14 protein-coding genes are annotated in these 12469 nt (G+C 72.7%); 7 read left to right on the plus strand and 7 right to left on the minus strand.

Translation table 11 applies throughout. The features are described 5' to 3' along the window. The first annotated feature begins 61 nt into the window (after window positions 1–61). Window positions 62–1042 (plus strand): GlxA family transcriptional regulator, encoded by a 981-nt coding sequence (locus tag ABT048_RS29040; protein ID WP_350524499.1) that lies wholly within the window; start codon window positions 62–64, stop codon window positions 1040–1042. Between the two features lie 143 nt (window positions 1043–1185). Here the strand turns inward: ABT048_RS29040 and ABT048_RS29045 are convergent, their stop codons facing one another. After that, entirely contained in the window at window positions 1186–1791 is a 606-nt protein-coding gene (locus ABT048_RS29045) for a DUF1326 domain-containing protein (RefSeq protein ID WP_350524500.1), read from the minus strand. A gap of 229 nt (window positions 1792–2020) precedes the next feature. Then, window positions 2021–2791 (minus strand): type IV toxin-antitoxin system AbiEi family antitoxin domain-containing protein, encoded by a 771-nt coding sequence (locus ABT048_RS29050; protein ID WP_350524501.1) that lies wholly within the window; start codon window positions 2789–2791, stop codon window positions 2021–2023. A gap of 318 nt (window positions 2792–3109) precedes the next feature. Here ABT048_RS29050 and ABT048_RS29055 point away from each other — a divergent pair, with 318 nt between their 5' ends. After that, window positions 3110–3280 (plus strand): hydrophobic protein, encoded by a 171-nt coding sequence (locus tag ABT048_RS29055; RefSeq protein ID WP_350524502.1) that lies wholly within the window; start codon window positions 3110–3112, stop codon window positions 3278–3280. 332 nt (window positions 3281–3612) lie between these two features. Continuing rightward, entirely contained in the window at window positions 3613–4221 is a 609-nt protein-coding gene (locus tag ABT048_RS29060; protein ID WP_350524503.1) for a hypothetical protein, read from the plus strand. Window positions 4222–4396: 175 nt separating this feature from the next. Here ABT048_RS29060 and ABT048_RS29065 read toward each other — a convergent pair whose 3' ends face one another. After that, entirely contained in the window at window positions 4397–5128 is a 732-nt protein-coding gene (locus tag ABT048_RS29065) for a hypothetical protein (RefSeq protein WP_350524504.1), read from the minus strand. 167 nt (window positions 5129–5295) lie between these two features. Next, window positions 5296–6384, minus strand: coding sequence for a HEAT repeat domain-containing protein (locus ABT048_RS29070; RefSeq protein WP_350524505.1), 1089 nt, complete (start codon window positions 6382–6384; stop codon window positions 5296–5298). A 290-nt stretch (window positions 6385–6674) separates the two neighbouring features. On the opposite strand from ABT048_RS29070, the gene ABT048_RS29075 reads away from it, so the two are divergent. The 3 genes from ABT048_RS29075 to ABT048_RS29085 all read left to right on the plus strand — a co-directional run bounded on the left by ABT048_RS29075 (window position 6675) and on the right by ABT048_RS29085 (window position 10229). Further along, on the plus strand, window positions 6675–7628 hold the full coding sequence (locus ABT048_RS29075) for an oxygenase MpaB family protein (RefSeq protein ID WP_350524506.1): 954 nt from the start codon (window positions 6675–6677) through the stop codon (window positions 7626–7628). A 164-nt stretch (window positions 7629–7792) separates the two neighbouring features. After that, on the plus strand, window positions 7793–8224 hold the full coding sequence (locus ABT048_RS29080; RefSeq protein WP_350524507.1) for an SRPBCC family protein: 432 nt from the start codon (window positions 7793–7795) through the stop codon (window positions 8222–8224). Between the two features lie 355 nt (window positions 8225–8579). Then, window positions 8580–10229, plus strand: a complete 1650-nt coding sequence (locus ABT048_RS29085; RefSeq protein WP_350524508.1) for a DHA2 family efflux MFS transporter permease subunit — start codon at window positions 8580–8582, stop codon at window positions 10227–10229. 76 nt (window positions 10230–10305) lie between these two features. On the opposite strand, the gene ABT048_RS29090 is transcribed toward ABT048_RS29085, so the two are convergent. Together ABT048_RS29090 and ABT048_RS29095 are read right to left on the minus strand one after the other, a co-directional pair. After that, window positions 10306–10704: a bleomycin resistance protein gene (locus ABT048_RS29090; protein WP_350524509.1), complete on the minus strand. Its 399-nt coding sequence runs from the start codon at window positions 10702–10704 to the stop codon at window positions 10306–10308. A gap of 271 nt (window positions 10705–10975) precedes the next feature. Beyond that, window positions 10976–11473 (minus strand): hypothetical protein, encoded by a 498-nt coding sequence (locus tag ABT048_RS29095; RefSeq protein ID WP_350524510.1) that lies wholly within the window; start codon window positions 11471–11473, stop codon window positions 10976–10978. A 92-nt stretch (window positions 11474–11565) separates the two neighbouring features. Between ABT048_RS29095 and ABT048_RS29100 the strand changes: the two genes are divergently transcribed. After that, complete coding sequence (locus ABT048_RS29100; RefSeq protein WP_350524511.1) at window positions 11566–11844, plus strand: hypothetical protein; 279 nt, start codon at window positions 11566–11568, stop codon at window positions 11842–11844. A 90-nt stretch (window positions 11845–11934) separates the two neighbouring features. Here ABT048_RS29100 and ABT048_RS29105 read toward each other — a convergent pair whose 3' ends face one another. Further along, the gene (locus ABT048_RS29105) at window positions 11935–12351 is read right to left on the minus strand and encodes a hypothetical protein (protein WP_350524512.1); all 417 of its coding nucleotides are present in this window, start codon (window positions 12349–12351) and stop codon (window positions 11935–11937) included. Window positions 12352–12469: the final 118 nt, after the last annotated feature.

Raw genomic sequence — 12469 nt, forward strand, 5'->3', positions numbered from 1 at the left:
TGGCCGCGACCGCCCTGACCTGGTGAGAGGCAAAATTTCCCATCTTCGCTAGGATCTTGCCATGACAGTGCATCGAGTCGCGGTCCTGGCGCTGGACGGGGTCACCCCACTCGACCTGGCGATCCCGGCGCAGATCTTCACCACCCGGCCGGAAACCGCCTACGTGATGGACCTGTGCGCGCTGGAGGCGAAGGTGGTCACCAGCGCGGGTTTCGCCCTGGTCGCCGACGGGGGGCTGGAGCAGGTGCGCGCCGCCGACACCGTGATCGTGCCGGGATTCGACCCGGTCCTCCCGTTGCCGGACGCCGTGCTCGACGCACTGTCCGGAGCCCGCGAGCGGGGCAAGCGTGTGGTGTCGATCTGCACGGGCGCCTTCGCGCTGGCCGCGGCGGGCGTCCTGGACGGACTGCACGCCACGACCCACTGGAAGCACATCGACGAGTTCGAACAGAGCTTCCCGGCCGTCACGGTCGACCGCGACGTGCTCTACGTCGACGAGGGCGACGTGCTCACCTCCGCCGGGGTGTGCTGCGGCATCGACCTGTGCCTGCACATCGTGCGCCGCGACCTGGGTGCGGAGGTGGCCAACCAGATCGCCCGCGGTCTGGTCGCCGCCCCACACCGGGACGGCGGGCAGGCCCAGTACGTGCCGGCTCCCGTCGCGGTGGCCGGTGAGGCATCGCTGTCCGGTACCCGCGGATGGGCCCTGCAGCGGCTCGGCGAGCCGCTCACGCTGCGCGTGCTCGCCCGGCACGCGGGCCTCTCGCAGCGCACCTTCATGCGCCGCTTCACCGACGAGACGGGCACGACCCCTTTGCAGTGGATGCTCAACGCCCGGCTCGGCAGGGCGCGGGAACTGCTGGAAACCACGGACCGCTCGGTGGAGCAGGTGGCGCGGGACTGCGGACTGGGCACGGCAGCCAACCTGCGGCTGCACTTCCGGCGCACACTGGACACCACCCCCACCGCCTACCGTCGCACCTTCGCGCACTCGACGTCACGCAGTCCGGCCTGTTCACCGGCAGTCCCGAACTCGGACTGAGAACGGCCTGGCCAGGGCTGCTGGTTGCCCCATGAGCGCCTTGCCATGGCGCCGGGTCTTCTCCAGGAACACGGTGCCGGCCAGAGCGGCCATCCAGGCCGACTCGCCGGGGCGAGGGCCCGTCGAGCAAGCGGTGGCGACGTTCAGGCCGCCCAGGAGAACGGCGCCGAGAAGGCGTTCTTCCCTTCGTTTTCGAACACGAGACCGAAGGCGTTCACCCGCGACCTGGTAGCGACCCCGGCCGCGAGGGTGTCCGCCGGGAAGCCCACCCCGCTGACCCTGATGCCCTTGCCGGTCGCGTCCAGAGGTGAGACGAAGTCCTCGACTTCCATGTCGACCGCGTCGCCGATCCTCACCCGGTGACGCCGGCCGTCATCGACGTAGTCGATCCGGACGACCTCCATCCCGAGCATCTCGCCGACCAGCGGGCTGAGCCCCTCCATCGGGCCACCCCGCTGACCGGAGAAGACCGCCCCGAGCGCCTCGGCCTGCTCCGGCGAGGCCGTCTCGTCCATGAACATGCCCATGCGCCAGTTGCCCTCGCTCATGAGCTGCGGGGTGTCGGCCACTACGGCGACCGTCAGGCCGCTCACGTCGACGTCATCGACCTGACCGGAACCGATATGGAAGGCCAGGAGCACATGGCAACGGTCGTAGTCCGCCGGAGCCGTCAATCCGGAGGTGGAGCAAGGGCACACCATGTTGCAATTGCAGTTCTCGAAATACGTCCCCTCGATTCGCCAAGTCATCGGAAGATCCTTCCCGAGGCACACTTCCCATGCCCATTTTCCGCTCCCCACGATCACCCGGCAACGCTGGGGAACGGCTGGGCCCCCGGTGTCCGCCACAGCATCGGACTCGTCCATCCGTACGACTGCCCGCCGTACCTCGTCGCGGTCTGCCACACCGGCCCGCTCACAGACGGCTCCCGGCATCTCAGACTCGCGAACCGACCGTCGGCAGGACTGGGCCCGCGGGTCAGCCCTCCAGTTGCGCGTACAGGCCACGGCCCGGGCGCTGCGCCCGGCCGGCCTTGGCCAGGCGCTCCAGCATGGTGCGCACCGCCTTCACGTTGTCCGCCGACTCCTCGATTCCCAGCCGGGCGGTCACCTCCCGGGCGCGCAGCGGCCCCTGGGCGTCGGCCAGCACGGCCAACACGGTCTCGGACGTGGCACCGGTCGTTCGCCGGCCCGGCACGGAAGCAGCCGTTTCGCTCATCTCGGGGGCCGGCTCCGAGCCGGTCCGCACCGGCTTGGTGCTCCGGGGCGCGGCCGTCTTCTTCGCCGTGGTGCGCTGTCGCGCGCCGCCGGTGGTCTTCTTCGCCGCGGCTTTCTTCGCGCTGGCCTTCTTCGCGGGCGCCGCCTTCTTCGCGGTGGCCTTCTTCGCGGGCGCCGCCTTCTTCGCGGTGGCCTTCCTCGCCGTCTTCGTGACCGTGTTGTCCGTGCCCGTGGCGGTCTTCTCGGCCTGCTCCCGGGCCCGGTCCGACGCCGCCCCGGCTTCAGCCGCCATCTGCTGCGGCTGCTCCCCGGCGATGGCGTCCGTCTCCGCCCGAATACTGCCCACCGGCGTGATGTCCTGCGAGGCCGACAGTCCCGCCAGGGCCTGCAAGCTCTGGATGGCACCGCGTACGGCGTTCTCGCGCGCCACAGCGGCGGTCAGCTCGTCCTCCAGGCGCCGCCGCCGGGCCTCGATGCCGGGAAGCTCCGCCTCCAGCTGGGCGATGGTCTCACTGAAACGGCTGTCTGCCACGGTTCCTCCGCTCCTCAGCCCACGCGATCTGTCACAGGGCCTGGGGGATCTTTACCCCGCCGCCGCGTCCGCCAACAAGAAATCGCACCGAGTCGCGGCCTGCACCGACACTCCCCCCTCGACCGGTACTCCCGGCGTCCTCCAGGGCGAAGCGGGTGGCCCTTCGGGCGCCGGATCCTCGCCCCGGAGCAGCCGATGGGTGGGCGGGTTCCGGCCCTTGTCCGGATTCGCAGGCCGCTTCGGAGGCATACATCCCGCCGATCGGGTCACCAGCATGTACGTCCTCAACGGACAACAGACGAAGGAGATGACCGATCCATGGGTGCTCTTCTGCTCGTACTGCTGCTCGCCGTCGTGCTCTTCGGCCTGGGGTTCGCGCTGAAGGTGTTGTGGTGGGTGGCTCTGTTCGTCCTGGCGGTGTGGCTCCTCGGCTTCGTGGTCCGCACCGTCGACGATGCCGGTGGCCGACGCCGCTGGTACCGGTGGTGACAACCGCGTTTGCACGGCGGTGACCTCGGCACCGCCGTCGAGGAGGAACTCCCGGTGCCGTACCGTGCCGACCGTCCGCCCGGAACGGCGCGCGCCGTCCCCGCCTGCCCCCGCCCGCACCCCGCCTCCGCCGGCGACCACAGCACGCTGCGGTGGCTGACTCCCCGGCCACGATGCGCCTGTCCGGGGGCCCCAGTGTGACCGGCAGTCAAATGACTGATGCGGTGCGGGGAGGGAGTCGGCGACCGTGGTGTGCGCCGGGCGGTGCCCGGCGGCGGATGCGTCCGGCGTGCCGCGCATCCGTTGAGCGATGAGAACGTAGGAGTAGCGGAATGGCAATCAGTCATCGGCCCGGCGGGACCTGGAAGGCAGCCGTGGTCGCCGGGGTCGCGGCCCTTGCCGTCACCGGCGGCGTCGCCGCGCCGGCCGACGCGGCGCCCCAGGCGGGCCCGGCTGCGGAGCGCCTGGACCTCGGAACCCAGGCCCTGTACAGCGAGGTGGAGCTGGGCGACCCCGCCCAGCCCCGCGACCACCCGGCCGGGCGCCCGGTGCTCCCGCACCGCTGGATCGTCAAGCTGGGGTACGGCGCCGTGACCGCCCTGAACCAGAAGACCCACAACAACTGGCAGCGCAACTACAAGGACTGGCCGGTTGCCATCGTCGGCAACACCATCCAGGGCAAGGAGGTGACCGTCTACACCAAGATCACCAACTTGGTCTACGGTGAGGGCGGCGTCATCGGCGCCCAGACGGCCCCGACGGGACAGGTGGCGGTGGCGCACAACACCATCGTGGCCCAGGGGAACGTCAACATCGTGACCGAGATCGTGAACGTCCACCTCATCAGCCCCCAGTGGCAGGACGTCTACAGCGGCCATTGCCGCGCCCAGGAGGACCTCCGGAACGCGGTCAAGGCACAGCTCGCCTGCACGCTGGGCTGAACCACGGCCCGGCGACGCGAGAACCCGCGACCGCGACGGCGCCGCACGGTCGCACCACCGGCCGGTGACGGTGCCGAACGACCCGAGCGCCCCGGGTCACACCCTGGGCGGTGACGTCCTGGCCGAGCGCCGCCCGCTCCCGCGTGGTGGCGCTCCGGGCCGGGGCGCCCGCCTGTCACGAAGCCGTCGGCTGTGGGCTCATCGCACGCTCGTACAGCTTCTCCCGCGCCCCCTTGAGGAGTTCGGCGGCCTTCTTCCGCGACGCCGCCTCCGCCTTGTCGAGCGCGCCCGGGTAGTCCGCGGACATCCCCGAGCCCGCGCCGTAGTCGATGTCGACCGTCAGGCTCAGATTGCCGTCGCAGAAGGCCGACTTGAAGGTCAGTTGGTCGACCGGCCCGGGGATGGTGTCGGTGAGCGGGTGCCGGACCGCCGACTGGTAGCCCTCCTGGCCGAGCCCACCGCCGTCGGTCATCTCGAACTTCCGCGTCTCGGTCGGTTTGGGGCCGTCGAGCGGGGACTTGGCGATGTCCGCATCGACCTCCAGCCAGTGGCAGGCGTGGGCCGCCTCGAAGACCACCGCATCGACGGTCACCCGCCAGTCCTCCGTTGCCGGACCGGCGTCGTAGCTGCAGCTGAGCGTCGTGGACGGGTCGCTCTCGATCCCCTCGCTCGTCACCGGTATGGAGCGCCTCAGCTGTCCCGGGAGGCCCGGATCGCCCATCACCGCGCAGAGGTCGCCGACCGTGCGGTACCAGCCGACTTGCCTCGCCTTGCTGTCACTACTGCTACTGCTACTGGCACTGGCACCGCCGCCACCACCGCCGCCGCCACCGCAGCCGGTGAGGAACACGAGACCGGCGGCCACGAGGACGGCTGCGCCGGTACGGGAGGTTCTATTTCGACTCATCACAGCGCCAGGCTAAGCCCACACCCTGTCAACGCCCCCGCCCGGGAAGGCGATCACCGCCGCCACGCGGGCTTCACCCGGCGGTCGGTACACGTCCCGGTCTCGCGACGGATCGTGGCGCCGGGGTGGCCGGCGCGACGGATCGTGGCGCCGGGGTGGCCGGCCCCTCAGCAGGCGGCCATCCACAGGGCCACCGGCATCGGGACGGCGGGGTTGCGGGCGGCGTCCTCGGCCGTGGCGGGGTCACGGAGCAGGGCGGCCAGGGTCGCAGCGGGCAGCGCCGGGTGGCGGGCGGCGACCCGACGGACCGTCGGGTCTGGGTCGTCGAGCAGGGCGAGGGCCGAGGCCGACGGCAGGCGCAGGTCCTCGGCGGCGCGGGTGCGGACCTCCCGGTCGGGGTCGGCGGCGAGGCGGACGGCCAGCGCGGGCGGCGCGGCCGGGTCGTCCAAGGCGAGCAGCCGCACCCGGGGGCGGGGATCGTCCGCGTGGCGGCGCAGGCCCTCGCGCGGGAAGTTGGGGTGGTTGCGGGGCCGGCCGGGGAAGGTGAAGCTTCCGGACCACCAGCTCCACACGTCCAGCAGGGTCTCGGCGGGGGCGTCCGCGCAGGACTCGGTGAGGAACAGTCGCACCACCCGGTCCTCGTCCTGCCCGAGCCGGGCGGCGACCTCGGCGGGCAGCCGGGGCGCGCGGGCCACGCTGCGGCGGACCCACCGGTTCGGGTGGGCGGCCAACTGCCGCATCGCGTACGGGTCGTGGAACAGCGCGCCGACCCACCAGAGCGCGTACGTCCGGTCCTCGGCGGGGATCTCGGGGACGGCGTCGGCCAGCACGGCGATCTCCGCGGGCGTTCGGGGCGGCACCGCGTCCGGACCGGGCGGACGCTCCACCCCGACCCCGGTGCGCTCTCCGCGCGCAACGAAGTCGTCCCGCAGCTCGCGCACGAGCGCGACCAGCGCTCCGCTCGCCCCGCGCCCGGCGAGCGCGTCCAGCAGCCGCTCCCACTGCCCGGGTGACAGAGCCCCGGACTCGGCCACCCGCCCCCACACCTTCTTGGACGGGTGCACGACCGCCGCGTCCAGCACCGGCGCGGGCAGCCCGCTCCGGTACAGGAAGTGCAGCTCGTCGCCCTCCAGCAGGGCGAGAAGCACCTCTGCCGGCGCGTCCGGCCGGCCCCCGAGCCCGGACCGCCACCGCCTGCGCAACTCGGCCCCCGGCTCCGCCCCCGCCAGGAACATCTCCCACACCCCGTCGCTCATCGGGCCAGCCTAGGCAGCTCGCCGGACGGGCGGGGAGCCGGGCCGGGGCGGTTCCACCGGTCTCGGTGCAGCAACGCTGCGAGTTCCCGGCCCGGCGGCAGGAGCGCATGATCGGATGCGGCGACGCCGGAAGGAGGGATGCCGATGATCATCGAACCGGTGACGGTGGACCCGGCCCGGCCGGTCGGCATTCCGCTGCTGTCCCGGTACTGGCGCCACGTCCTCTTCCGTCACCCCGTGTCCGGTCCGCGGCAAGGGTCCGGGACGCGCACGGCACCGCGGGGCCCGCGATGAACGGCAAGCCGTCCGGCCCGACGGTGGTCCCCGAAGCGGGACTGTTCACACCCGACTCGGTGTCCTGGACCGTGCACGCCGACCCGTCCATGATCCTGGGCGGCCTACGGGCCCTGCTCCTGCAGGCACTGCACCCCCTCGCCATGGCCGCGGTGGCGCAGCACTCGGCGTTCCGCGAGGACCCGTGGGGCCGGCTCTACCGGACGGCGCACTTCGTCGGCGCGGTGACCTACGGCAACGGCGGGGAAGTCCGCGAAGCCGTCCAGCGGGTTCGGCTGATCCACGAACACGTGCGCGGGACCGATCCGGAAACCGGCCGGTCCTACCGGGCCGACGACCCGGAGCTGCTGACCTGGGTCCACTGCGCGGAGGTCGGCTCGTTCCTGACCGTGGCGCGGCGCAGCGGGCTGGCCCTCGGCGAGGCCGAAGCGGACCGCTATCTCGCCGAGCAGGCGCGGGTGGCTCACCTCGTCGGCGTTCCACAGGACTTCCCGGTTCCGACCGGCGTGAGGGAGCTGGACGCCTACATGGTGGCGGTGCGCCCGCTGCTGCGGGTGACGCCGGCCGCTCGGGAGGCGATGCGGTTCGCCGTGCTGCCGCCCCTGCACGGTTGGGCCCGTCTCGCCGGCCCGCTTCGTCCGGCCTGGGCGGCGCTGGTCGGCTGCGCGGTGGGCCTGCTGCCGCCGTGGGCGCGCCGCATGTACGGCCTGCCCGTCTGCCCGGCCACGGAGCCCCTGGTGACGGCGCAGGCCAGGCTGCTCCGACAGGCTGCCCTGCGCCTGCCCCGGTCCTGGCGGGAGGGCCCGCACCTGGCCGCGGCCCGGCGGCGGCACGACCCGGACCTGTGGACGCCCCCCGGTGAGAACGTCCCAGGACCCGTGAGAACGTCCAAGACCCGAACGTCCAAGGCCCGAACGTCCAAGGCCCGTGAGAACGTCCGAGGCCCGTGACGGCCCGGGCGCGGGCGCACGGCCTGCGCACCGCCGGAAGACGGCATGCCGGGGCCGCCGGTGTCCCGGGTGCTCGGCCACGGCAGCCATCCGCGGAGGCGTCCGCATCGAACAGGAGGGCGGCGGCCCGCAGAGGCCGCGGGCCACGACGGAAAGGCGAGCTGATGATCAGCGTGGAACGCGGCATGGTGGTCGGGCGCCCTGCCGGGGAGGTGGTGGGGTACCTGGCGGACTTCGGCAACACGGTGGAGTGGGATCCGGGCACCGTGGCCTGCGTGCGCCTGGACCCCGGTCCGCTCGTGGCGGGGGCGCGCTGGCGCAACACCTCGCGGTTTCGAGGGCGGCAGACCGACCTGGACTACCGCCTGGAGGAGTACCGGCCCGACCGGCTGGTGTTCGTCGGACGCAACCGTACCGTCACGGCCACGGACGACATCACGGTCCGCGCCTCGGAGGGCCGCGCGCTGGTGGTCTACCGCGCGTCGCTGCGCTTTCACGGCCTGGCTCGCCTCGCGGCGCCGTTCCTGCGGGCCGAGTTCGAGCGTCTCGCGGACGCGGTCGCCGAGCGGCTTCCCCGGGTGCTGGCACAGCGGTGACCCACGGCGCCGTGCCCGGTGCGTGCGGGTCGGCCGCGCGCCGGGCGGCCCCGGCCCGGTGAACCGCGCGGCAGGCATTCCGTGAGTGTCGCCCGCTCCCGCCGGCCGGGCTCAGCCGACCTGGTGGATCTGATCTGCCGGGCGGTGGCGGCGGGCAACGGTCCTCTGCTCGATGTGCTGCTGGCGATCCTGGACGCCGTCGCCGACACCGACATGCTCGACCGGCTCACTGCGGCGCTGACCCCGCAGCCGCCCGCCGGGCACGCGGCCCCGCCCGGCGGGTGCGGGCCGCGGACACCGTCACCCGCACCACCTCCCTCCCGTCGGACCACCGACCCGCCAGTGAGGAGTGACGATGAGCAGCACCGCCCGAGCGAACACATCCGACCCGGCCGGCGCCACGGCCGCCGGTCCGCGCCGCTGGTGGGGTCTCGTGGCGATCAGCCTCGGAGTGGCCCTCATCATCGTCGACTCCACGATCGTCAACGTCGCCATCCCCAGCATCGTCGACGACCTGCACATCACCTCCAGCGACGCCCAGTGGGTGCAGGAGACCTACACCCTCGTCTTCGCCGCCCTCCTGCTCCTGGCCGGGCGCACCGGCGACCGCCTCGGGCGCCGCCGGGTCTTCCTGACCGGAACCGCCGTCTTCACCGCCGCCAGCCTCGCCGCCGCGACGGCCACCGGCGGCCCCGCCCTGATCGGCGCCCGCCTCGTCCAGGGCGCGGGCGGCGCGATGATGCTCCCGACATCGCTGGCGCTGATCAACGCCGGCTTCCGGGGGCGGGAACGCGCGCAGGCCTTCGCCGTCTGGGGGTCCACCATCGGCGGCACCGCCGCCCTCGGACCCCTGCTCGGCGGTTACCTGACCACCCACCTGTCGTGGCGCTGGGCCTTCGCCATCAACCTGCCGCTGGGGGCCCTCGTCGCCGCCGGTGTGCTCGTGTTCGTCGCCGAGAGCCGCAGCGAACGAGCCGAACGCGGCGTCGACCTCGCCGGGGCCGCCCTGTCGGTCCTCGGGTTCACCGGCATCGTGTTCGCCCTGATCGAGGGCCGCACCTACGGCTGGTGGGCCCCGCTCAAGCCCTTCCCGCTGCTCGGCCGGCACCTCTCGCCCGTCCCCGTCGCCCTGGCGGGCGGGCTGGCCTGCCTGGTGGCCTTCGTCGTGGTGGAACGGCACCGCAACCGCCACGGCAGGACCGCGCTCCTGGACCTGCGGCTCTTCTCCATCCCCTCGTTCCGCAACGGCAACATCGTGGCCGGCATCGTCAGCCTCGGCGAATTCGGCATCCTCTTCTCGCTGCCCCTGTGGTTCCAGAACGTCCTCGGCTACTCGGCGTTCGACGCCGGCCTGGCCCTCCTGCCACTCGCCGTCGGCAGCTTCGCCGCCAGCGGCCTGAGCGCCGTCCTCGCCCCCCGCATCGGCACCCTGAACCTCGTCATCGCCGGCATTGCCTGCGAGCTGGTGGGTGTCGCCGGCATCGGCCTCGTGCTCTCCCCGCACGGCAACGGCTGGCAGGTCACCCCCTTCCTCCTCGTCTACGGCATCGGCGTCGGCTGGGCCACCGCCCAGATCACCGGGATCGTCCTCACCGACGTCCCCGTCACCCAGTCCGGCCAGGGATCGGGGATCCAGAGCACCACCCGCCAGATCGGCTCCGCGCTCGGCATCGCCCTGCTCGGCACCGTGCTCTTCACCACCCTCTCCTCCGACCTCACCCACGCCCTGCGCACAGAGGGCCTCCCGCCTGCCCGGGCCCACGCCATCGCCACCGCCGTCCAGCGCAGCGGCGGCACCGGCATCCGGCCTCTCCTCGACCGGAGCGCGACCCGCACCGCCGGCCAACGCGCGCAGGAATCCTTCACGTCCGCGACCTCCCTGGCCGCCTACACCGCCGCCGGCGCCCTGACCCTGGGGCTGCTCAGCGCCCTCCGCCTCAAAGCCACCCTGCCCCGAACGGCGGCCGACCCCACTCCCCCGAACACCGCCGCGCCCCCGCCATGACCACACGACCACGGCGTCCTCGCATCCACCGGGCGTACGGGTAGCCGAGAATCAGATGGTCGCGATGCCGTTGGCCTCAGCGCTGCCTGCCCGGGCTGCCGATGCGCAGCAGGTTGCCGCTGCGGTCGACCAGCGCGAACTCCCGCATCCGGTAGGCGGTGTCGACGGGCGACGTCAGCCGACTGCCGGTGGCCCGGTCGGTGGGCACGCCGAGCCGTGCCCAGTCGCGGTGGAGGGCGTCCGCGTCACGGACCTGCAGGTAGCAGCTGCCGGCCGTGGCCAGCGGGTCCACGTCGGGATCGTGGCGGAAGTGCAGTTCGAGCGTGCCCCGGACGACGATCAGGTAGCCGTCCTCCCCGTCCCAGCGCCCACGCTCCTCGAAGCCCAGGCGGGAGTAGAACTCCGAGGTCTCCCCCAGGTCCCGGCTCGGCAGGACCGGCACCGCGTACTCGACGCACTTCTCGCGCTCGTCCATGACGCCACCCTAGGGCAACCCCGACTCCGATCCGTGGTGAATACGCGTCAGACGGCCTTCGAATGCCCACCGGCTCGCCTCGGCATTCGAAGCCGCGTGGGCACGCGCCCTCCCCCGCGAGGACCTCCGGCTGACCTGACGCCGCGCCCGCCGCTTCACCCGATCGTCGATCCGGTGAAGCGACCTTCTTCTCGACCGATCGACAGGTGATCTCGGTTTCCCGGCGCCGGGGTCGGGGTCGGGGTCGGGAAACACTCTCGGGACCCGGCCGTCAGGACAGTGGACCGGCCAGCAACTGGGCGGCCAGGTGGTGCAGTTCGGCCACCAGCTCCTTCGTCAGCCCGCCGCAGTGCTCCTGTTGGTCCTCCGCGCGGTACAGCCATCCGCGGACCGGCCGCAGTGGCGAGCCGGGGTCGTCCGCGGGGCACAGCTCATAGCCGATCCGCTCGGCCGCTGCCAACGGGTCGAGTCGGCCGTCCAGCAGGTCCCGCAGACAGTACCGGGCCAACGCCCGGTCACGACCCTCAACGGTGGTGGGCAGCCGCAGCAACGGCCAGAGTTCCTGCTCCAGTTCGAACAGCAGCCGACGCGCCTCCGAAGCGTCCGACTCGGACAGCACACCGAGCTCCCACAGGCTCAAGGTGTCCACCCCACCGGCCAACGCCGTCCGGGCGGCCTCCACCGCCGCGGAAACCGTCCCCGGACAACCACCCAGATCGCGCTCCAGCAACACCCGGCGCAGCGGCTCCAGGGCCTCGTTCTCCTCCATGGCGCGAGCCTAGCCAACCACTCCAGCCCCGAGCGACGCGTACGGCGCTGGTCCGGCGAGGGACGCCACCGGGGCGGTACGGGACACCGGGGGTGCTGCTGCGCCCCGGCGCGGGTCCGCGGCGGAAGAAGTCGGCGGCCATCGCCATGGCGCCGGCCGGCTGGGGCCAGGTCGCCGTCCGGGAGCGCGGGTCGGGCGTCCTGTACCTGGAGGACGTCCAGGACACCGGCGGCCACGGCGGCTGGACCCGCGAGGCCATCGGCTTCGCCTCGGCGTACGGACCGCGGCTCATCATGGACGCCTTCCGGGCCTACCTCGTCGCCACGAACCTGAACGGGTACGTCCAGTGGAAGCAGTCCCGCCAGTACTGAGCGCGGCGGGCGCCCCGGGCCACCGGCCCGTGCTTCCTGGCAGCCATCGAGCTGATCACGGTCAACGGTCAATGGAACCGGCCGCAGGACTCATTCCTCCTCGTAGTACCGGTCGTACCCGGAAGAGAGCTCCTCCACCGAGAAGCCCTCGAATGCGCCCAGGGATTCGAGCTCGCGGAGTCGGGCCAGCGCTTCCGCTGCGGATGGTGAGGGGTGGGTCGACAGGTGGGTCTTCGTCGCCTCCAGTCCGTGGCCGAGGAGGAGTTCGACGTCGATCGAGCAGGCTGCGTCGAAGCCGGCTTGCTTCGCGCTCCAGATGAGGAGGGCGTCGTCGGGGTCGCCGCTGTTGAACAGTTGGACGCAGCAGAGCTTCATGAGCTCGGTGTCGCCCTCGCCCTGGGCGTGCTTCTCGCGTGCCGTGTGCTCGCCGAGCAGTGCGCGGATCTCGCCGAGGTGCGTGCGGTCGGGGCGGAGGCCGAAACGGCGCAGGCCGGCGTCCTCGTCCATCGGGTGGTCTCTCCTGGTCGTCCGGCAGTGGCCGTGGCCAATCGTCGCTCATGGCACCGGCCGCGGTCGGGGAGCCGCAACGCGCCTGCGGGCGGCGGGGGTTGGCGGGGCAGGCTCC

Origin of the sequence: Kitasatospora sp. NPDC096140 (genome assembly GCF_040303045.1) — a bacterium.
In the GTDB taxonomy this organism is placed as follows: domain Bacteria; phylum Actinomycetota; class Actinomycetes; order Streptomycetales; family Streptomycetaceae; genus Kitasatospora.